This is a genomic window from Bdellovibrio sp. HCB337 (assembly GCF_047302465.1).
Taxonomy (GTDB): Bacteria; Bdellovibrionota; Bdellovibrionia; order Bdellovibrionales; family Bdellovibrionaceae; genus JACMRP01.
In genome coordinates this window covers 1,477,548-1,497,037 of the sequence record NZ_CP178621.1, presented here as the reverse complement: position 1 = coordinate 1,497,037, position 19,490 = coordinate 1,477,548, and the positions used below count along the sequence as shown (strand labels likewise).

Sequence of the window (19,490 nt, the reverse complement as noted above, 5' to 3'; positions counted from 1 at the left end):
TTCGTGGGACTGTGATTAAGCCCCTCTGGTTGCCACTATCGTCGGTGTCTCTATTCAATTTTTAGGAATACATGAACGGTACCAAAGGGGGTTCCCAATAGAAAGCAAACAAATGTCAGGATTCCGTTAAGACAAGAAGCGCCAATCGCAATGATTGCGCCCATTTAGAGCAAAAACTTATGCCGCAAAACTTTATTTTAAGGCCCCTCTAGATATTTCGAAGTCGTCATCGTATTCTACGATTCTGCAGTCTAAAAATTCCCCCCTTTAAGTTTGCTTATTTAATCGCTCAAAACGTCGGTGATTTTTCCTAAGTCGGAAACCTAAAATTGCTAAATTGCGTAGAGGAGATCCTCTATGATGTCACTTGCAAGTCTTGTGTTATTTACCTCCTTCTCGGCCACGGCGGCTCTAGGAGATATCTGTGAACTCAAACAAAAAAACGCAGCCAGCTTTACTTTTGCTCAAGAGCTAGCCGCTCCTGTTCAGCAGGTTGAAATCGTTGAATACCAAGAAGGCCCTTGGACACGTGCCACTCGCAATAATATAGGCTCTGATATCGTGATAGTTCGATATCTTTCACCGCCTCCGAAGGGCCCCATCACTGCCACTTACAACGTGAGTGCCCATCAAATCGAGGACACGGCCGATTGTCATATAACTCGAGTGAAGCGACTTACTCCGCTTGTACTTTGGCATTTGGAAGATCCTGGATAGAGAAAATCCTCCTCGTTGAATAATTTTAAATTTTCAAGGAGGATTTATGTATAGCAAAGCTAAAATTGGGGACCATCCCATTCATCCAAAATTAGTCGCATTTCCAATCGCGTTTTATATTCTGACTCTAGCGGGATTCATTGTTTATCAATCAGGAAATCCTGACATCTTCTGGTACAAACTTGCCTACTTCTGCAACTTCGCTGCGGTTGTCATGGCACTTATTACTGCCATTCCGGGCTTTATCGATTGGGCCTTCGGCGTTCCTAGCTATTCGACCGCTAAAAAACGCGGCCTTATTCACATGGTCTTGAATCTGTCGACGTTGGCCCTTTATGCCATCAATGCCTATATCATCTATGGCACTTGGGATAGCCCGCTTCTGAACGTTGGAACTTCCATCGCCCTGACGGCTGTCGGCACAGCCCTCTTGATGGGTGCTGCCTACTTCGGATGGGAGATGATCGCTCGCAATAAAGTCGGCGTTGATCTCAGTCCTGAACAGGAACGTTTGCAGGAAAATTACGAGCGCAAAGAACCTCCTATTTTCCACTAAAGACGTGCCAAAAATAGAACTGTAAAACAGTTCTACAAAATTCAAATCTCAGAAGTCCGCTCTGGAGGATGCTAAAATAGAGATATGATTAGCGAACTCTGGAGCGCCTTTCCGCAAATGATAGTTCAAAAAATCAACGGTCTTTTGGATGATGCCGAGCCAAACCCTGCTCGCGCCTTCCAAATTTACAAAGCCTGCCAGGCCGAAAATCTATGGAACGAAACCTTTGAAAAATTCTCGCAACACTTGCAGGGCTATTTTAGCCTGTCCAGACACGAACGTCGAAAAAGTCATTTTGACCGCGCCCTCAGTCGCCCGATGAGTATGGAAATCTATGAAAAATTCCATCTGACCTTCCGAAGTGCCCTCGTTAATAACCGTACACTTTTGGATATCGCAAGCTGGGCCCATCACTTGGTACGAGTGGGATACAAAACAACCTGCCCAGTGGCCTCTGAGGACGTCTTTACAAAGACTTTGCAATACATTACAAATCCTCCGCACTTCGAAAAAGACGAGAATATCGACTTAGACGACTTTTGCTCGGCATGGACAAAGACCGTCAATAAACTCTTTGGAAAAACCTACGATGACGAATTTAATAAACTGCTCAAAGAAATTCACTCGTTGAATCTGCAGATCAAAGAAGCCGAAGTGAAAGTGCACGACGGACAATTCTTTCCAACAATTTACCTGACTCAGACAGAAATTGATTGGACCATCGCGGTTCGAACCGCGGCCGTTGATTACAAACCGATTCCCAAATTCCCACTTTCGCGTGGGCCCAAAAAACAACGTTTGTGCACGCTCTACAGCACCATCGGCCTTTACGCTTTGGTCCTTACAGCTAAAGACGCTGTTCTTTTAAAACACCGAGAGACTCTGCGGGATAAAATCCTCGAGCAGTGCGATAGCCTTCTCAGAGACAAAGCCGCCTAAAACTAAAGATTGTAATCGGGATCTCGACGGTACTCACTGAAGGGATCAAACTCACCCGCTGCACGGATTCTGGCAGCTTGGTACTGTTCCCATCTTTCTGCCATAATGAACGGATTGACATGAATGCCACCGGTCAGCGCATGATCTACGAGGTTATTAGAAACCACTTTTTCAGAAGCAAATCGGCAGAATGTAAGCATCTGTCCTTTTGCACCCGCACGACAGTGTAGTTCGTTTCCTTCGGGGCCATAATAGAATCGCAAATAAAAAGTACTGCGCGCAAACTTACGAGGCCGTTTGTTTTCATCCAAAGGCTCTTTCAACGCGGAACGAATGGCACGTGCACTGTGAACTTTAAGAACATTGTCGTCCGACGCCCCACGAAGACTATCACCGATGATCTTTCCGTCAGCATCCACATCCAATTGGAAATACGCCCAACCTCGATGGTTATATTGCGCAAGTAATGTCTGATATAAAAGACGAGCGTCAATCAGCCTAAATACTTCTTGATGAAAGAAAGCGTACTCGCCAAATTGAGAGCCCAGTCCGTCAACATCATCATAGGTCGCAGGATCTGTGAAATCGCCACGCAGATTCATTCGCGTAGGATCTTCTTTAAAGGCTTCACGATCATAAGAAAAGCTCTGCGCGCTTAATCCCATCATTAGTTGTTTTGCAAGCTTCTGCGCTTTCCTAGAACCACCCACTTTAGGGACACCCGGCGTTTTAGATAATTCCGCAGGTGGCAATTCCGCGACTTCAAACTCAAGCGTCGGGTTTTCCACCGATACTTCCACAGATTTTTTTTCAATGAGATTTACAGAGCCCACCAACAGAAGGTGAAGCCCAAAGGAAAGAACTAAAAATAAGCCTAAACTATTGAGGCGAGGCATTCCCCTTAGTCGTATTCCTACTCTCAGGGGCTGTCTATGAAAAAGCCGTCATTGAAAATATTAGAACGCGCATTTACAAGGTAAAAGCGCTTACTTTAAGACGGGCTTTAAGTACTTACCGGTTTCGCTGTCTTTGACCTTCGCCACAGACTCTGGCGTGCCAGTGGCAACGATATAACCACCGCCCTTGCCGCCGTCAGGACCCAAATCAATGATGTGATCCGCACACTTGATAACTTCCAAGTTATGCTCAATGACCAAAACTGTATTGCCTTGATCAGCAAGGTCCTGAATCAGCTCTACCAATTTTTTGACGTCATCAAAATGCAAACCCGTCGTTGGTTCATCAAGGATGTACAAAGTTTTCCCGGTACCACGACGAGAAAGCTCTTTTGAAAGCTTCACACGCTGAGCTTCGCCACCCGACAGTGTCGTCGAGCTTTGCCCCAAAGTCATATAATCAAGCCCCACGCGGTTCAAGGTCTCAAGCTTACGATGAATTTGTGGAAGAGCTTTAAAGAACTCTAGCGCTTCTGCTACTGTCATATTCAGAACTTCGGCAATAGATTTGCCTTTGTATTTAACGTTCAAGGTTTCGCGATTGTAACGAGCCCCCATGCAGGTCTCGCACATCACAAAAACGTCACTCATAAAATGCATCTCGACGCGAATTTGGCCGTGGCCCATACAAGTTTCACAACGGCCGCCTTTAACGTTAAAGCTAAAACGTCCCGGAGTGTAACCACGCAGTTTGGAATCCGGAAGATTCGCAAACAAATCACGAATCATCGGGAAAAGTCCTACATAAGTCGCAGGTGTTGAGCGCGGAGTACGACCGATAGGTCTTTGATTGATATCAATAACCTTATCGATGTGCTCAATACCTTCCAATTTATCAAATGGCGAAGGGGGCGCGTTCGCTTTATAGAAACGCTGCGCCAAAATCTTATAGAGCGTATCAATGATCAAAGTACTCTTACCGCTGCCGGAAACACCCGTCACAGCCGTGAAAGTTCCAAGCGGTAACTCCATCGTCACATCGTGAAGATTGTTACCGGTAGCTCCGATTAATTTTAATTTTTGACCGTTGCCTTTACGGCGCTCTTTCGGAATCGCAATACGAAGTTCGCCAGACAAGTATTTACCAGTCAGACTGTTTGGATTTTTCTCGAGATCTTTTGGCGTGCCCTCGGCCATCAAAGCGCCACCTAAGCGCCCTGCACGAGGCCCCAAGTCCACGACGTGATCGGCGAAACGAATCGTATCTTCGTCATGCTCAACCAAAATAATCGTGTTCCCGCGGTCTTTGAGTTCGCCAATAATATCCAGCAAACGATGGTGATCGCGCGGATGAAGACCAATCGAAGGTTCGTCCATCACATACAAAACACCAATCAAAGAAGAACCCACCTGAGTCGCCAAGCGAATCCGCTGTGCCTCGCCGCCAGAAAGTGTTCGCGAAGGACGATCCAATGACAGGTAACCCGTTCCAACACGAATCAAGTAATCCAAGCGTGAAACGATTTGTTTGTTAATCTTTTCGGCGATCATTTGGTCTTTATGTCGCCATTTAAGATCTTTGATCCAATCGCGAAGCTCGACAGCACCAAGCTTTGAAAGTTCGGCAATGTTTTTCTCATGAATCTTGATATTCAAAGAATCTTTTTTAAGACGAGCCCCTTTACACTCAGGGCACGCAGAAAGATTGACCTCTTCGGCTTCTTCATCCTCTTCGTCATTCGAAGACGCTACTTTTTTACCTTTATAGGTGTACTTTACTTTTTCCAGACGGCGGCCGCCAACTTCGCCTTCACTGAACTCTTCTTCTTCAATTAAGTCCGTGGTGCCAAGGCCATTACAGACTTCGCAAGCGCCGCGCGGATTGTTGAAGCTGAAAATACGTGGTTCGATCTCTGGAAAGCTGTAACCGCACTCAGGACATGCCGAGTGTAAGCTATACGCCGTACGCTCGCCCTCGAAAGTCTGTAAAATAAGACGGCCATTCGCCATGCTAAGGGCTGTGTTGACGCTCTCGGCAATACGAACCTTTATCGAATCTTTCAAAATGATTTGATCAACAACGAGATCGATATCGTGAGTCTTCGTCTTTGCAAGTTTCGTTGCCTTTTCAAGATCGATCATCTTGCCGTCGACTTGCGCCTTCACAAAACCTTTGCGCGCCCAACGTTGGAACTCGGCTAAGAACTCCCCTTTTTTCCCCTGAGCCATCGGCGCCAAAATATAAAACTTGGTGCCTTGAGGCTTTTTCATAATCTCATCAATGATTTGCTGAGGAGTTTGACTGCTAACCGGAATGTGATGAGTCGGACACTCTGGCACGCCCACTTTTGCAAAAAGCAAACGCATGTAATCGTAGATCTCGGTCACCGTGCCCACGGTCGAGCGCGGATTGGTACTAACGGATTTTTGGTCAATGGCGATTGCCGGAGATAAGCCCGTTACCGAATCGACTTCAGGTTTTTTCAATTGCTCGAGGAAATTTCGTGCGTAAGCAGAAAGGCTTTCAACATAACGACGCTGACCTTCAGCGTAGACTGTATCAAACGCAAGGCTCGATTTGCCGCTACCGCTTAAGCCTGTAAAGACCGTGATCTTATTGCGTGGAATCACCACGCTCACGTCTTTCAGGTTATGCTCTTTAGCGCCTTTTACTACAATGCCGTCGAATTCTTGATTGGAAGCCATCTCGCTATACTACGAAAGCTAAGATGGCCGGGCAAGAGAAGCTTAAGAAGGCATCTCATAAATCCAAATCCTACGTTGTTCGTCGTCGCAGTACGCTATGTACAGCTTCCTCCTCACGCCTTGGCTTTGGATTTATGAAATTCCTTCTTTTATTTTTGTTTTGCTGTTTGGCAGCTTGGGCAAACGCCGTAAAGCTCTAGAACGTGGTGGGTCAAGTGGAAGCCGAATTGTTTTGCCACTTTTTCTTGCAGAGTCTCGATAGTTTTATTCTCGAACTCGCAAATTTTCCCGCAACGCACACACGTTAAGTGATCATGGTGAGTTTTAGAATTAAGCTCATAACGAGCTGGCAAACCGCCCATACGCACTTCAGTAACAAACTGACCTTCAGTCAAAGTTCTCAGAAATCGATAAACAGTCGCGAAGCCAATCTCAGGATGATCGACGTTCACTTTTTCAAAAAGTTCTTGTGCTGTGACATGGCGACGACCTTCATGAAGTGAATTCAAAATCGCCAAGCGCTGTGTAGTGACTTTCAAATTGAGGGCGCGAATGATTTTTTTAAGCTCAGCTTCACCAAATTCATCACGATGAACGATAATGTCTTCGTCTTGCTGGCGCGGGAGTAATGGAACCGGATCTCTGCTCATTGGCACCTCTGATTATGAGGTATAAATAAATCCCCCCCTCAAGGTCAACTCAAATAAGAACGATTATCACTTGCAATCCACGATGAAAACCAACTGACATTCAACAACCCCTTGATTTTAAACAAAGAGCTATGGATTTCCTTATCAAATGCCAGTCTTTTTCATAGTGTCAGAACCGCATCCTGAGGAGGTTTTGCGTGAAAAAACTGCTATCTTTTCTATTGGTCGTAGCCTTTGCCGCTGCAGGTTTCGCCGATTCAAACGATGACGAAGTCCCACTTCCAGGCCCTGGAGCGCCTCCTTCAGAGACTCCACCTCCACAGCCAACACCGACTCCATACCCAACTCCGACGCCTCCGCCGGATGATCCCTATCCGACACCTTACCCTACTCCGTATCCAACTCCACGGCAGACGCCATATCCGACACCGTATCCGACTCCATACCCAACACCTTATCCAACCCCTCCACAAAATCCTCGGGATCCGGTGACCTATAGTTTGGGTTCTGGGCATACAACGCGTTTTAAAGATCGCACTTACAGTTTCCGCCCACCATCTAATTTGCGAAACTTACGCGCGCTTCGAATCACGTGCACAAGCTCGCGAGTTAAAATCAAACGCGTACTCATCACCTACACCGATGGACGAGTGCAAGATGAAGTCATATTGACCGGTGAAATCCATGCTGGCAATTCGCGTACGACTTATATGTATGGCTCGCCGGTGAAAAAGGTGACTGTCACTGCTGGCAACGGATCTATCTTTAGAAAGAATGGTACTTTCCAAGTCGATGCTTCAGCTCCAAAAACCAAAGCTCAAGCTGACGAGCCAGGCTCTCAACAAGAAGAGCCTGACTTCGAAGAAGACTATGACACTAGAGAACTTGGGGCTGCTTTCTAGCCCCATTTTTCCCTCTCAAAAAGTCCTGTGGCGGGCTAAACATCGCCCCCACTTTGTCTTTCAGAAAACGAATACAATTTAGACAAATTAAAAAACTCGACAATTAGAACGAAATAAAAAGCGTCTCATGATGCTTGTTTGGGGATCTCAAACATTTTCACCGAACGTATAATTTAAATATCTAAAAAAGAAGACCGAAGAAGGGTCAACTGTTTGGAGTAAATTATGCAGAAGCTGAAACTGATTTCTTATACTGTGTTATTAAGCGGACTTGTACTCAACACCGGATGCGGACGAACCTTCACTGCTCCTATAAGCTATGATAGCAGTGGTAACAATACCAACGACTCAGCAAGTTTGGGTTTAAATGGACAAGTCGAAAAAATCCTCAAGACCCAGTGTGCCTCTTGTCACGACAGTAATAACTACGCTGGAACTAATCTGACCTATGTCGACAACCTATATCAGTTGGCGGCATCAGATTATATTGCTCCGGGAGATCCGGATTCCTCTTATTTTATGTCACGAGTGGCGAGTGGATCTATGCCACCGGGAAATCCAATGTCTACTGAAGACCAAGATCTTCTCAGAAAATGGATTGTATCTTTAGCACCTGCTCCTACGCCTACGCCGGCTCCAACGCCAGTACCGACTCCGAATCCTACTCCGGCACCAACACCTATGCCTACTCCTGTCGTAACCCCAACTCCGACACCCGTACCTACACCTACTGTGACGCCGACGCCAACACCGGTACCTACACCGACTCCTAAACCAACACCTGCGCCTACGCCGGTACCGACACCAGTCCCAACTCCTACACCGACACCGGCTCCAACGCCAGTACCTACGCCTACACCGACGCCGGTACCGACGCCAAAGCCAACACCGGTTCCTACACCTGTGCCTACTCCTACGCCAACCCCTACACCTGTGCCAACGCCGACTCCGGCTCCGACACCGGTTCCGAATCCTAATGCGACATTCACTTATATCAGCGTGAACGTCCTGCAAAAGAGATGTAACAGCTGTCATGGTGGCGCTGGAGGATTCTCGTTCAATACCTACACAAATACGCTGAAGGCCGTAAAAGTCGGAAATCCGACAGGCAGCGTGCTTTACACCGAAGTCAATAGCGGCAGCATGCCACAAGGAGGAGCAAAACTTCCAGCGGCAGATATCAAAGCTATCTATGATTGGATTGCGGCGGGAGCGCCAAACAACTAAAAAGAATCAAAAGAAAACCCAAGAGAGAAGAGGCTCTTGGGTTTTCCATTTCGTTCATTGATTATTTGTTTTTTAAATATTTATCTAGATTAGTGAAACCATCACAGTACGGTTCGCGAACATCGCGATGACCTTCTACCAACGGGTGCGCAAGTCTCACATCCAAGGTCAGCCATTTGCTGCCTAAGATTTCAGCTTCAAGACAGTTGTAGGAGTCATCCAATTTCTCATTCACCTTTTCTTTATACTTCAAACACTTTCCGTAATACCGAACCTCAACGACATTCTTTCCTTCAAGGACACCGAGCTCTCCGCTGTGCATTCTGACCTGCTCATCGGTATGAATTCTAAAAGTCAGGCGTCCCCGCTTCGAAACGGAAGAAACCATAGTCATGTTCTCGAGAAGTGATAAATTAGGCTGCCCCGTTTTAACCATTAGAATATTGCAGCCGCGGTAATTTTTGACTTTGACGAAATTGACGGCTCGACGAACTCTGCGTAGATCTTTCGGAGGTTCCACATCAATATACTTTGTAAATTTAAAAATAGGCTCTTGCCCTTGAGTTACCTCTCCGTTGCAGCGATGATAGCTGTACTCTCGCAATGGAATGACATCTTCAATTATCTGAGTATTTTCCTGAGCTTCGTCCGGAAAAATTGCGCTCTCGATTTTTTTATTACAAAGGAGATAATAGTTGTCAGATTCTAAATCTGCAGAGACTTCCTGAGGAAGATCACCAGGAGCATCTGCCTTAAGCGTCTTAGACTCGCCAGCGCATGCAAGCACTACGAACGGCAAAGCCAGACCACCTAAAATCTGCCATAGGGATTTCATCAAAAACCTCGCGTCTTTTGTAGGTCCTAAGATAGCGATTTTCCTCACAATGAAAACTGTAGAGATCCTGACAGGAGTTTTTTACCTGTCGAACTCTTGGACGAAAATAAGCCTCGACGAAAGGGTTTCCCTCTTGGAATACCCTCAGAAACGCCTTATGCTTTTATATATGAAAAGACGTCTTTTATTGGCTTTGTCCTGTATGTGTTTCTTGGCTTGTTCTTCTTTTTCAGGGAAAAGAAATCCCGCTCTCTCAGAGCCTTTTGCCCCCGTTGAACCAGGCAGTGTGTTTGCAAGCTACACGCCCCTCGCTATTGAGTTAGAGGCCCCTCTTAATGAGCTTTTTAAAAAAGTAAAGGCCACCACTTTTCCCGATAACAAAGATCTTTCCGTAGATGGGAAGCTTTCTTACAACAACGAAAGTAACCAGCGTGTCGAGATCCCCGTCGAGGTTCACGTTAAAGGGTTTTCGTCCTTGTTTTCTTGCTCGTTCCCAAAGCTAGAACTAAAAATGAAATCCAAAGAACGTGCTGGAACTTTGTTTGCAACGACCAAAAGCATTGACCTCAATACTCACTGCTTCGAAGAAGGCACTCGCAAAGAAGGCGATATGATGGCGGTGTCGATATACAATCATCGCGAAGCGCTCATCTACCGCATGGCAGAAGTTCTTGAAATTCCAACATTCAAAGCCCGCCCCGTTTTTGTTCGCTACAAAAACACCCAAATCGCAGCTGTTGAAAACAAAGAGTACCGCGCCTTTTTCTTAGAAGACATGGGAAGCTTCCGCAAAAGATTAAATGCAAAAGAGGTCAAAGGCGTGAATGATCCTCTAAAAGCTTACGAGATTCAGAAAGATCCAAGTAAAGAATCCCAGTATGTATTTTCCGATGTAAAATCATCGCCGATGATTGATGCTGAAGATGCTTCTCGTGTTGCACTTTTCCAGAGCATGGTTTCAAACGGAGATTGGTTCATAAAAATGAACCCGATCCATTTGCGAGACGAGACCTATCCCACAGACAAAACCAATTTATGGAATACCAAAATCGCCGAGCTTCCCAATGGTCGCTGGGTTCTTTTTCCACAAGACTTTAGCCTTTCGGGAATTCTTATTGGCTTTAACTTAGCACCTTTGAGTCAGATAACTTTTGGGTTTTCACCACAAGCAACCCAAAACCAGTTGAAGCAGACCTTCCTAGCTAGAAAGCCCGAGATCTATGCCCTGCTAGGCACTCTCACTCAGGACCCGAAAGGCCCCGAGCTCATGAAAATAACGTTGGATGTTTTCTACAAAAATCTAGAGATAAATCCTAATTAAAGTGCACCTTGATATTCAATGATTCAGCTTCGTCGCGCATTTGCTTTACCACTTCTGGCGTGAATTGACTGCGAGTCAGAAAAACTTTGCAATGCTTATTCTTGATCGCCGCAAAAAATCCAGGCTCGACGCTTTTAAAGGATCCCCCTGATAAGTCAATTTGAAATATTCCCGCGCCCAAAGGCGCCAAGAAGTCCTTTGGCAAAGTCTGCTGTTTAAGACCTTGAAGTGTCAGGTACGAAAGAGGCTTTCCTTTCAGGAAGTCCAAACTCTCTGGCGACCAACCTACATTTTGTATCGTCAACTTCACAATCTTTGGATTGTTAGCGAAAATAGCTTCAGGGATACTATTGAGGTTCGGTAAGTTAACAAACTCTACGTATTCTAAGTAAGGATTGGTCTCAAATAAATTCACTGGTAGATAGTAAATTGCAGAGTCGGCTAAGCTAAACTGATTCAGTCTCGTCATACCTGCTAAATCATAGATAGTAAGGCGCGAGTCGTTTGTGAAAATGTGATCAACTTTAGTATTCAACTCTTCCGGGGTAACAAACTCACAGCTTTTCCTAAAGAGGTCGACAATACTTTTTGCAACACCGGGTGAACGCTCACAAACACTCAAAAAAGCAGATGGTTTTGCAGTAATCCCGATATTCACCAAAGATGTATTGAAGTCGCTAGCACTGAGAGTTTCAGCGTGCTGAGAATGCAAAAACTGATTCGTCCAGCGAATGATCTGTGGGTCTTCGCTATGATCCCACAACCACTCGTGCACTAGTAAAAATGAAATCTGCACCGGCGCGGCCTTCAGCTTGTTAAAAACCTCTTCATCGTACTCATAGCGGACGATATGAGGTTGCTTATTTCGAACAACGACCTGAACCATTTCTTGCTCAATAGAACCCAGATTCTTCCATCCACAGTTTTCCGGAAGTTTACGACGAATTTGCTCGTCTTGAATGTCAACAAGTCCATGAGGAGCCGAAAGCCAAATACGTTTCTTTGTCCAATCTACTTGGTTATCAAGGTCCCCTAAAAAACTATCAAAGCTCTCAAGAAGCGACGGAGCTCCTTTCGCCAGAAGCGCACGTATACGGTCACGAGACGCTTCCCAACTTTTCACAGACGCAACCTCATTCGCGTTGGTTAAGGTCATCAAATAGTCGAGAGCATAATATCCTTTAAAGCTATTATTTTCGCTAGAACGACAAAAGACAGCGTCTCCACCATTACCAACGTACACGCCGCCAGCATAGGTCTTCGCGCAGAGAAGTACCCCCAAAGATAGAATAGAAAATACTAATTTATTGTTCATGAAGTTTCCCCTTTTCGTCTTGATCGACTCGGAAAAGTTGAATGGAAAGTTGATAGAGTTTTGATGGTGTCTTACCTTCAAGAAGCTGAGCCATCTCTTGTTGAAAAGCGAAAATGCGTTTTTTTGCTTCGCCCATCTTTTTACCGTCGACGGTCAGTATAAAATTCGAAAAATCGCGTTCTGCAGATTCCTGAGTATCAATCGCGACCATTGCTTTACGTATAACTTCTTTGTGATAACTGCGAACGGCGTTCGAAGCCACTTCTGGGATCACATGCAGTTCTTCATGAGTTGTCTGCCACAATCCCTGTTCATCTTGGCTCACCAAATTCAATCGTTGTAAACGCTGCAAACAAGATTCTGCGTCAGCCTCAGAGATATTCAAACGCTCAGCGATATTCTTTATACGTCCTACAAAATTTGGCAACGTCAGTATCGCCAAAATCGCACTGTGCTGCCATTCTGAAATCATTGCGAATTGATCAACGGCCAAAGACGGAACTTGCTTAGAGGCACGCGCCCACTTCTGAAGCTCCTCTAAAAGCATCTGTTTGTCTTTTGCGACTTTGGTGTTTTCAAACTCCACCAAAGTTAGAAAGTACTTTTGGCGGCTTTGATTCCATTGCAACTTTCGCGCAATGCTCACAGCCTTATCTTGAGATAGTTGACGACGGCCGTGAAAGAGCAAACTCAAATAGCTCGGAGAAACCCCGATAGTTTGCGCAAAAGACCTTAACGAATAGGCTTCGTTCTTTTTTTGTCGGCTGATGAGTTCGTCACGCAGCAGTTGATATGAGCTTCCTTGGATATCCGCCATAGACCGCAGTCATATCAACCCTCGAGATCTTGTCAACACTCACGTTGACACCAGTAAACACTATTTGCCCCGATCCTGACGCTTTTGTTGATTGCGCAAAGGGTCAATATCGATGCTCAGGCTCATTCAAAAGGAGGCACCAACCATGTCTTACTCAAAAATCATTTTATACACCCTACTCTTACTGGGATCTTCGGCATTTGCAAAAGATGTCACTCCCGAAGAAAAATTAGGCCAGCTTGAAATTAAAAGTATCGATATCTCCAAGTTAAGTACCATTTTTGATCTTAAAAACTTCAGCATGAAATTTTATGTCGACGATAAGTCAAAATCCGTAGACTTCGACTTGGCTAATACCGTCGCCGCAGGAACTGGCTGCCTAGAAGTCATCTACCGCGACAGCTCTGGCCCCGTCTATGAAGCCCGCCAATGTAATATCCTTGTGGAAGAGAAAAAAACAACTCACTTACAACTGGCCGCAATCAAGTATACCTGGAATGCGGATCAATATAAAACTGAGTTCGGACCGCAACCACTTTTTACTTTTTCAGCGGCTGATGCCTCTAATGTCCTGAGACTCTATCGCGGAATTAGCAGCAGCGATCCTTACGGGCAACCCGTGCTCTTGATTCCCGCGATGCCTGTTCTTGCCAACCTTTATCACGAACACACGGGAACTCTTTTTTCTAAGACCACTGTTATTAAATCAGGGACTCTACAAACAGAGACCTTGGACACGAAAGAACTGCGCGGTATCATCACGCTGGATTTTATCGACGGAAAACCTAAGTTTCCGGAAACAGAATCTACTCGCAATTACCTGCATGCCACTTATTGGAAAAGGGAGCCATATGATGAACGTGAATCGCACGCTCCGCTTAACAACTCAAGCGCCTACAACTACTATGAGTTCAAAACAGATGGCACATCCCAAAGTATTCGCGCATTTCCACTCTTGAAAGGCGTCAAAGACGCGACCCTTGAGGTCTCGATCAATGAACACCTGATCAAACCAACTCTGTCGGCCGGACAAACGATACGTATTCCAGTTGCAACGTTAAATGTGAACGACTATCGGTCGAATCTTCCTGGAACTTTTAAAGTATATTCCAGTAAAAATCAGCGCAGTGGAGTTTTGGCGGAACATCTTCATCCCTACATTCACAACTTCTATTCCCAACCTTCCTTAAGAGAAACCTATTTTCCGACGAAAACCAGCCTATTTTTCCCAATCGGTCATCTATTGCGCTTAGATTTCTACGCCATAGACGATCTCGGTCGTAATACGCTTCAAGATCAAATCAAGGTGGATTTGACGAAGGAAAATTCTCCTTCCCTTTACTAAAACCTATCGGAAAAGGTCCTGGTTCTATGACCGGGACCCTTGACCGCACCCAGTGATACAACAAGAATAAAGGATGTCGAACACCCTCAAAGGACATCCTATGGAAAACGCGTCTCCTGCGGCATCTCTTAGCTTTACTCCTTATCAGAAATTTGTGATCGCGATTCTTGCTTTCTTGCAGTTCACAATCATTTTGGACTTTATGATTTTGTCTCCGCTGGGCGCGATTTTGATGCCGGCACTCAATATCACGACAGCTCAGTTCGGAACTGTCGTTTCAGCTTACGCGATTAGCGCGGCCCTTTCCGGATTTCTAACTGCAGGTTTTGCCGATAAGTACGATCGTAAAAAACTTCTTTTGTTTTTCTATACAGGATTCATTGTCGGCACATTGCTTTGTGGACTTGCTCCCACTTACCACTTCTTGTTAGGCGCTCGTATTGTCACCGGGCTCTTTGGTGGTGTGATTGGATCGATCGTAATGGCGATCACCGCGGACCTCTTCCCAATTCAACAACGCGGAAGAGTTATGGGCTTTATGCAAACTGCCTTTGCTGCCAGCCAAGTTTTAGGTTTGCCAGTGGGACTTTTCCTCTCTGACAAATGGGGCTGGCACATGCCTTTCATTATGATCGTGGTGGTTAGCGTGATTGCTGGCGGTTTCATTGTCGTTTACATGAAGCCTATCACTGGACACTTAAGTCTGCAGACCGACAAGAAAGCCTATGATCATTTGCTGCATACGATGAAGGTGCCTCAATACGTATTGGCCTTTGCTACAACCGCGCTTCTTTCTATCGGCGGTTTCATGATTATGCCTTTTGCGAGTGCTTTTACCGTTAACAATATGGGGATTCCAAATTCGCAGCTCCCAATGATCTACTTGGTAACGGGCCTTGCCTCGATTCTAATTGGACCGCTCGTTGGTAAAGCCGCCGATAGTTTTGGTAAGTACAACACGTTTGCCTTTGGAACTATACTCAGCATCGTCATGGTTTTGATCTATACCCACCTGGGAATCACCCCTCTGTATTTGGTGATCTTGGTGAACACGGTGATGTTCATCGGGATTTTCTCTCGCATGATTCCATCGCAAGCGCTGATGTCGGCAATTCCGACGCCAGCTAATCGCGGAGCTTTCATGTCTGTCAGTGCTTCGTTACAACAGTTAGCAGGTGGTGTTGGTTCTATCGTGTCTGGAATGATCGTCGTTCAAGAGACTAGCGGAGTGATTCGCCATTTCGATATCGTTGGTTATGTCATGGCAGGGATTGCGTTTAGCACTCTGTTGATGATGTATTCTATCAATCGCTCTATTGCCCAGAGCAAATAAAAAGACCGGCTTTAGGCCGGTCTTCTGTTTAGATCTTCAAAACTGGTTTCCAAAACTATTTAGTCTTACAAGTAAGCTTCTTAGATTCTGCCGAGAACTCCCAGCCAGAGTCATTTTCATCATATGATACAGAAGCTACTGTCTTGCTAGTTTGAGGCACCTTGACCTGAATATAGTACTCTCCACGATCTCCAGCGCTTGCTGTAAGGATAGCTTCGTCACTTCTTTGATCGAAAGTCATCTGATCTGCATCCCAGCTGTTTTCATGGTCACCAGCTTGAATGCTGATAGTGGTTTTCAAGCTCTCGTCCATAATAACAGACAAAACGATGATCTCACCTTTTTGACTAAGACCACTGCACAGAATTGTTTTTGCTTGAGCTGCTGAAGCGCCCATAAGAGTTGCGACTATCGCGAAAGACATCATTTTCATGGATGGACTCCCGGGTAAAGTTTTAAAAACAGATCTCTTTATACGGGATTTTTAAGATATTTGCCGGGAGTTTCTCTAAATAGTGAAGAAATGTCCCGTCTGTCGATGGACTTGACGTTCCAGCTTACAAGAGTGTCTACGAATTTGACACGCAAGAGCGTGAACAACGACTATTCTTGAAATGGATTGATTGCGTCTTTGCCGCAAATCTTATTTATGAGATTAAATAAAATGAGGCAAAGAACGAAGTTTACCAGAGAGATAAATATCGCCATCGCAATAAAGGCGCCCCACCACGCAATACCGATATTCAGCGCATTTACAAACTTACCGTGCACACCCCAGCTAAAGGTATAAGAGAGTGTATTGATCAGTACTAGCACCACAAATATCGGAAGGATTCCTCCTCGCGCGATTTGAAAATCTTCCGGCGAAAGCTCCATCTGTGATGTTAGGCAAACTGCCAAGTATAAAAACACATAGAACCCGAAAGAGCTCCAGTTGCCTGCACCCAATAGAGATTTCGAAAAGGCGTTGGCTAAATAACCGAGGTCGTTGAGCTGTAATGAAAACGCCACCGGATGCGGAAGTAACAGAGTATAAATCAAAAACAAAAACGCCGGTGCCAGCAACACCGGCCCCATACCGATGAAAAACAAGCCTATACGGTGATAAATGTTGCGATCGTTGTAATGATGAACAACCGTACCGTAAGAACCGCCCTTGCCTTTCGGATCAAACCACTTGATCGAACCTATTTCATGAAAAAAGATTTTCGCAAAAAGAGCATGACAGAATTCATGCAAAGGCACACCGATCACACCAAAAACATAAAGTCCAAACTTAGGCAGGACAAACTGACGGAAAATATTGTTGGTCCACCGAGAAATAAAAGTCAGCACGAGGCCTGAAATGAAGAGCACTCCGAACAGGCCCGAGAACTGTAGCACTGAGTTTTTAAGGATGATGTAAACAGCCTGGATCATAGAAAATATTATGCCGCCTTAACCCCTGGCTCACAACTGAGCCTTAAAAAACCGGCTCCCTAAAGCGGCACAAGGCAGGGTTTCTAGACATAACTCTGCCCTATAACCGAATATATGGGACCTGGCCGAGTACAAGGCTTGCAAATACCAGCCACCGGAGGACCCCATGGCTAAAACCCCTATTTTCGTTACAACGGCCCTTTGTTTTGTGACCTCGTTGGCACTTGTTGCCTGCAGTGGTGGAAACCGTCAGGAATCTAAAAAACTAAGCTATCAGTTTAATGAGAATGGTTGCGACACTGGCAAGAAAGAGTTTACCTCCAAACAAGCTTATTGCGCAGCTTTGGAAGACAATAGTGCCAATAACTTCTGTGCCGAATCCATGAGAAAAACGACCTTTGAACGCGAATGTGGCGCATTGCCAACTCCGACCCCTCAGGGAAAAAGCGATTCAGATCAACCAGTAATTCCCCAGCCTGAAGTGGACACTACGGTCATTCCAAGCCCCGAAACACCAACTCAACCGGTGATTCCTTCTACAGAAAACTCTGTTCCAGAAAGACTTGTAATAACGGCGAAATCTCTGAGCCCCTTAAAAATGAAATCTGATATTTCAAAAGAGGCCATCATTCTTCTTCTTAGTGGTGAAGCTTCCGTCAGTGATTTAAGTGTGGACCTAAAAGGCCCTCTCAAAATTGACCTGGCGTCTGCTACGACGGTGGCCAACCTGGCTCCATGTGAACTGACTACGACTTTTGAGATGTCCGTTGATAACAAAGCAGTGGCGTTTACTTTAATCAAAGTAGGCCCTTCGAATCCTGCAACTGCTGGCTGTATCAGCAAACTCAACCAGTTCGCGGCAGAAGGATTCACAACAGAATTTTCAAATGTCCGCGTCGGCGGCCCTCTGAGTGAGAAATTCATTAAAAAGGTCACCCTCATCGTAGAGCCTCGCAAATAGGCCCAAATAGACGGAGCCCCCCTCCGTCTGCCCTAGCTCTTGTTCGGCGACATCATAGGACTAAGCCTATGACAAACGTCAAAACAATCGTTTTTACAAATATCAGGCCTTAGCTTAGTTTCCTCCCAACAACGGGAGGTTCTTAAATGAAACACTTGATTTTGATTTCGACACTTTTAACTCTGACGACGACGGCTTTTGCAAAGAATTTGGATTGCTTTGATGCCCCTTCTTATACTGGCAGAAGCTTCTTCATGAATCGCGATGGCGGCATCGGTTATAACGGTACTTATATCGTATTGAAAACAGAGTCTCTATGGGACCTTGGCTCTTCGCCTATCGGTTTGGATCAAATCACAGGGCGCCCGACGGATAGTAAATTTGTGGTTAAAGGCTTTACTTTGGCGATCTCTCCTAAATCTGCATGCACGAATCCAAATGCGCCCTTGCTAACTCCTTTTAAATGCTCTGCTCAACAAGCAACAGTCATTGCCACAGGTGAAACTACGCAAAAATCCACTGGTGGTGATGGAACACCTATTAACGACAGAATCACCGTTAGCAGCCAATTGAAAGCGGAGGTTGAGGTTGAATTGGTAAAAACGCCAAAGAGCGCAAGACACGAAATGGTCCTTCAGGGCACGATCAAAGCTGTAGGTGAAAAGGTTCACTTCGCAGTTCCAGTAACGGACATCAAAGAACATTGCGAAATCACAGGTAGCTAAATCTTAGCAGTTCCCAAATAAAAAGCCCTGAGCTAAAAAGCCAGGGCTTTCTTTTTTTCCGATACTAGAGTGAACTAGTTTTCAGTCTTTGCTTTTTTCTCTTCAGGTTTAGTTGTTGCCTGATTTTTATTACGCGCTTCGCGCTCTTTACGAGTAGCATCTACGATTTTTGCAGTAGCTGCATCAACCGGCTTATCAACTTCTTTCAAAAGTTCCGCAATGCGATTCAAGTTTGAAGACCAATCTGTGATGATCAACTGATTCGTATTCTCGACCGCTTGAATCTCGCCGTCTTTTGAAGCCAAGATTCTAAGATTGGTATTCAATACCATTGATGAAGTATGTTTTGCTGTATAAACCCAAGTATACATTCTCTCTGGCTTGACTGTTGGTTTTTCAGTGCTTACTTCAATAAGGTCACGCTGAATATTGCGCGCAGCTTTTACAACCATCGTGTCGCCTTGCTTGCTGATTGCAAAACCATTGATCGCAAGTGCTGATGACAAATGATTAAAGGCTTCTTCTGTTGTTACAGTCTCTGGCAAAAAGATAGTAACTTTACCACGCACTCCTGGATCAACGACAAATTTTTGTCCTGATGCCTTAGAGTAAGCCTCGATAATTTTTGTGAGTTCCTCATTCGTGAAATTCATTTTCATTTTATCAGCGGCGCTAGCTACTGAAACGGCTGCAAAAACCAACAATGCTGTTACTAATTTCATAAACTCTCCTTGTAGAAGTTCGTTCTAAAAGCAGACCACAACGGATTTTCAAGAGCAAATGGGTTTCAACTAACCAGGCTAAAAATGTGATCGAAAAAGAAAGT

The 19,490-nt window shown here is 45.2% G+C and carries 19 protein-coding genes; 10 read left to right on the top strand and 9 right to left on the bottom strand.

Annotated features, from left to right (window positions below; genetic code table 11):
* Positions 1 to 357: 357 nt before the first annotated feature.
* The 3 genes from ACLWBB_RS07270 to ACLWBB_RS07260 all read left to right on the top strand — a co-directional run bounded on the left by ACLWBB_RS07270 (position 358) and on the right by ACLWBB_RS07260 (position 2,212).
* Positions 358 to 717, top strand: a complete 360-nt coding sequence (locus tag ACLWBB_RS07270) for a hypothetical protein (RefSeq protein ID WP_413290954.1) — start codon at positions 358 to 360, stop codon at positions 715 to 717.
* 46 nt (positions 718 to 763) lie between these two features.
* Entirely contained in the window at positions 764 to 1,273 is a 510-nt protein-coding gene (locus tag ACLWBB_RS07265) for a DUF2231 domain-containing protein (RefSeq protein ID WP_413290953.1), read from the top strand.
* Positions 1,274 to 1,357: 84 nt separating this feature from the next.
* The gene (locus ACLWBB_RS07260) at positions 1,358 to 2,212 is read left to right on the top strand and encodes a hypothetical protein (protein WP_413290952.1); all 855 of its coding nucleotides are present in this window, start codon (positions 1,358 to 1,360) and stop codon (positions 2,210 to 2,212) included.
* A 2-nt stretch (positions 2,213 to 2,214) separates the two neighbouring features.
* On the opposite strand, the gene ACLWBB_RS07255 is transcribed toward ACLWBB_RS07260, so the two are convergent.
* The 3 genes from ACLWBB_RS07255 to ACLWBB_RS07245 form a co-directional block, all read right to left on the bottom strand.
* Positions 2,215 to 3,012 carry a hypothetical protein gene (locus tag ACLWBB_RS07255; protein WP_413290951.1) on the bottom strand — a complete coding sequence of 266 codons (798 nt, stop codon included), beginning with the start codon at positions 3,010 to 3,012 and terminating at the stop codon, positions 2,215 to 2,217.
* A 186-nt stretch (positions 3,013 to 3,198) separates the two neighbouring features.
* Positions 3,199 to 5,814, bottom strand: a complete 2,616-nt coding sequence (uvrA, locus tag ACLWBB_RS07250) for an excinuclease ABC subunit UvrA (RefSeq protein ID WP_413290950.1) — start codon at positions 5,812 to 5,814, stop codon at positions 3,199 to 3,201.
* A 149-nt stretch (positions 5,815 to 5,963) separates the two neighbouring features.
* Entirely contained in the window at positions 5,964 to 6,464 is a 501-nt protein-coding gene (locus ACLWBB_RS07245) for a Fur family transcriptional regulator (RefSeq protein WP_413290949.1), read from the bottom strand.
* Between the two features lie 197 nt (positions 6,465 to 6,661).
* Here ACLWBB_RS07245 and ACLWBB_RS07240 point away from each other — a divergent pair, with 197 nt between their 5' ends.
* Both ACLWBB_RS07240 and ACLWBB_RS07235 read left to right on the top strand, forming a co-directional pair.
* Positions 6,662 to 7,366 (top strand): hypothetical protein, encoded by a 705-nt coding sequence (locus ACLWBB_RS07240; protein ID WP_413290948.1) that lies wholly within the window; start codon positions 6,662 to 6,664, stop codon positions 7,364 to 7,366.
* Positions 7,367 to 7,591: 225 nt separating this feature from the next.
* On the top strand, positions 7,592 to 8,593 hold the full coding sequence (locus ACLWBB_RS07235) for a c-type cytochrome (RefSeq protein WP_413290947.1): 1,002 nt from the start codon (positions 7,592 to 7,594) through the stop codon (positions 8,591 to 8,593).
* 61 nt (positions 8,594 to 8,654) lie between these two features.
* On the opposite strand, the gene ACLWBB_RS07230 is transcribed toward ACLWBB_RS07235, so the two are convergent.
* Complete coding sequence (locus ACLWBB_RS07230; protein ID WP_413290946.1) at positions 8,655 to 9,428, bottom strand: hypothetical protein; 774 nt, start codon at positions 9,426 to 9,428, stop codon at positions 8,655 to 8,657.
* Between the two features lie 169 nt (positions 9,429 to 9,597).
* Here ACLWBB_RS07230 and ACLWBB_RS07225 point away from each other — a divergent pair, with 169 nt between their 5' ends.
* Positions 9,598 to 10,749: a hypothetical protein gene (locus ACLWBB_RS07225; RefSeq protein ID WP_413290945.1), complete on the top strand. Its 1,152-nt coding sequence runs from the start codon at positions 9,598 to 9,600 to the stop codon at positions 10,747 to 10,749.
* On the opposite strand, the gene ACLWBB_RS07220 is transcribed toward ACLWBB_RS07225, so the two are convergent.
* The gene (locus ACLWBB_RS07220; RefSeq protein WP_413290944.1) at positions 10,742 to 12,064 is read right to left on the bottom strand and encodes a hypothetical protein; all 1,323 of its coding nucleotides are present in this window, start codon (positions 12,062 to 12,064) and stop codon (positions 10,742 to 10,744) included. The two genes, ACLWBB_RS07225 and ACLWBB_RS07220, sit on opposite strands and share 8 nt — an antisense overlap.
* Positions 12,054 to 12,881, bottom strand: a complete 828-nt coding sequence (locus tag ACLWBB_RS07215; RefSeq protein ID WP_413290943.1) for a TIGR02147 family protein — start codon at positions 12,879 to 12,881, stop codon at positions 12,054 to 12,056. Before ACLWBB_RS07215 ends, ACLWBB_RS07220 begins: the two co-directional genes overlap by 11 nt.
* Positions 12,882 to 13,026: 145 nt before the next feature.
* Between ACLWBB_RS07215 and ACLWBB_RS07210 the strand changes: the two genes are divergently transcribed.
* Together ACLWBB_RS07210 and ACLWBB_RS07205 are read left to right on the top strand one after the other, a co-directional pair.
* Positions 13,027 to 14,226, top strand: coding sequence for a hypothetical protein (locus ACLWBB_RS07210; protein ID WP_413290942.1), 1,200 nt, complete (start codon positions 13,027 to 13,029; stop codon positions 14,224 to 14,226).
* A gap of 100 nt (positions 14,227 to 14,326) precedes the next feature.
* Positions 14,327 to 15,559, top strand: a complete 1,233-nt coding sequence (locus ACLWBB_RS07205; RefSeq protein WP_413290941.1) for an MFS transporter — start codon at positions 14,327 to 14,329, stop codon at positions 15,557 to 15,559.
* Between the two features lie 55 nt (positions 15,560 to 15,614).
* On the opposite strand, the gene ACLWBB_RS07200 is transcribed toward ACLWBB_RS07205, so the two are convergent.
* Together ACLWBB_RS07200 and ACLWBB_RS07195 are read right to left on the bottom strand one after the other, a co-directional pair.
* A complete protein-coding gene (locus tag ACLWBB_RS07200; protein ID WP_413290940.1) occupies positions 15,615 to 15,992 on the bottom strand; it encodes a hypothetical protein in 378 nt (125 codons plus the stop codon).
* A 170-nt stretch (positions 15,993 to 16,162) separates the two neighbouring features.
* Positions 16,163 to 16,978 (bottom strand): hypothetical protein, encoded by an 816-nt coding sequence (locus ACLWBB_RS07195; protein ID WP_413290939.1) that lies wholly within the window; start codon positions 16,976 to 16,978, stop codon positions 16,163 to 16,165.
* Positions 16,979 to 17,144: 166 nt separating this feature from the next.
* On the opposite strand from ACLWBB_RS07195, the gene ACLWBB_RS07190 reads away from it, so the two are divergent.
* Both ACLWBB_RS07190 and ACLWBB_RS07185 read left to right on the top strand, forming a co-directional pair.
* On the top strand, positions 17,145 to 17,939 hold the full coding sequence (locus ACLWBB_RS07190) for a hypothetical protein (RefSeq protein ID WP_413290938.1): 795 nt from the start codon (positions 17,145 to 17,147) through the stop codon (positions 17,937 to 17,939).
* A 146-nt stretch (positions 17,940 to 18,085) separates the two neighbouring features.
* On the top strand, positions 18,086 to 18,664 hold the full coding sequence (locus tag ACLWBB_RS07185; protein ID WP_413290937.1) for a hypothetical protein: 579 nt from the start codon (positions 18,086 to 18,088) through the stop codon (positions 18,662 to 18,664).
* Between the two features lie 74 nt (positions 18,665 to 18,738).
* Here the strand turns inward: ACLWBB_RS07185 and ACLWBB_RS07180 are convergent, their stop codons facing one another.
* Positions 18,739 to 19,386 carry a secretin N-terminal domain-containing protein gene (locus tag ACLWBB_RS07180; RefSeq protein WP_413290936.1) on the bottom strand — a complete coding sequence of 216 codons (648 nt, stop codon included), beginning with the start codon at positions 19,384 to 19,386 and terminating at the stop codon, positions 18,739 to 18,741.
* Between the last annotated feature and the right edge of the window lie 104 nt (positions 19,387 to 19,490).

Coding starts and splice junctions, on each gene's coding strand:
- ACLWBB_RS07260 (WP_413290952.1), top strand. CDS start 1,358: ATGATTAGCGAACTCTGGAGCGCCTTTCCGCAAATGATAGTTCAAAAA.
- ACLWBB_RS07245 (WP_413290949.1), bottom strand. CDS start 6,464: ATGAGCAGAGATCCGGTTCCATTACTCCCGCGCCAGCAAGACGAAGAC.
- uvrA (WP_413290950.1), bottom strand. CDS start 5,814: ATGGCTTCCAATCAAGAATTCGACGGCATTGTAGTAAAAGGCGCTAAA.
- ACLWBB_RS07220 (WP_413290944.1), bottom strand. CDS start 12,064: ATGAACAATAAATTAGTATTTTCTATTCTATCTTTGGGGGTACTTCTC.
- ACLWBB_RS07230 (WP_413290946.1), bottom strand. CDS start 9,428: ATGAAATCCCTATGGCAGATTTTAGGTGGTCTGGCTTTGCCGTTCGTA.
- ACLWBB_RS07225 (WP_413290945.1), top strand. CDS start 9,598: ATGAAAAGACGTCTTTTATTGGCTTTGTCCTGTATGTGTTTCTTGGCT.
- ACLWBB_RS07205 (WP_413290941.1), top strand. CDS start 14,327: ATGGAAAACGCGTCTCCTGCGGCATCTCTTAGCTTTACTCCTTATCAG.
- ACLWBB_RS07180 (WP_413290936.1), bottom strand. CDS start 19,386: ATGAAATTAGTAACAGCATTGTTGGTTTTTGCAGCCGTTTCAGTAGCT.
- ACLWBB_RS07185 (WP_413290937.1), top strand. CDS start 18,086: ATGAAACACTTGATTTTGATTTCGACACTTTTAACTCTGACGACGACG.
- ACLWBB_RS07235 (WP_413290947.1), top strand. CDS start 7,592: ATGCAGAAGCTGAAACTGATTTCTTATACTGTGTTATTAAGCGGACTT.
- ACLWBB_RS07210 (WP_413290942.1), top strand. CDS start 13,027: ATGTCTTACTCAAAAATCATTTTATACACCCTACTCTTACTGGGATCT.
- ACLWBB_RS07215 (WP_413290943.1), bottom strand. CDS start 12,881: ATGGCGGATATCCAAGGAAGCTCATATCAACTGCTGCGTGACGAACTC.
- ACLWBB_RS07265 (WP_413290953.1), top strand. CDS start 764: ATGTATAGCAAAGCTAAAATTGGGGACCATCCCATTCATCCAAAATTA.
- ACLWBB_RS07190 (WP_413290938.1), top strand. CDS start 17,145: ATGGCTAAAACCCCTATTTTCGTTACAACGGCCCTTTGTTTTGTGACC.
- ACLWBB_RS07195 (WP_413290939.1), bottom strand. CDS start 16,978: ATGATCCAGGCTGTTTACATCATCCTTAAAAACTCAGTGCTACAGTTC.
- ACLWBB_RS07270 (WP_413290954.1), top strand. CDS start 358: ATGATGTCACTTGCAAGTCTTGTGTTATTTACCTCCTTCTCGGCCACG.
- ACLWBB_RS07200 (WP_413290940.1), bottom strand. CDS start 15,992: ATGAAAATGATGTCTTTCGCGATAGTCGCAACTCTTATGGGCGCTTCA.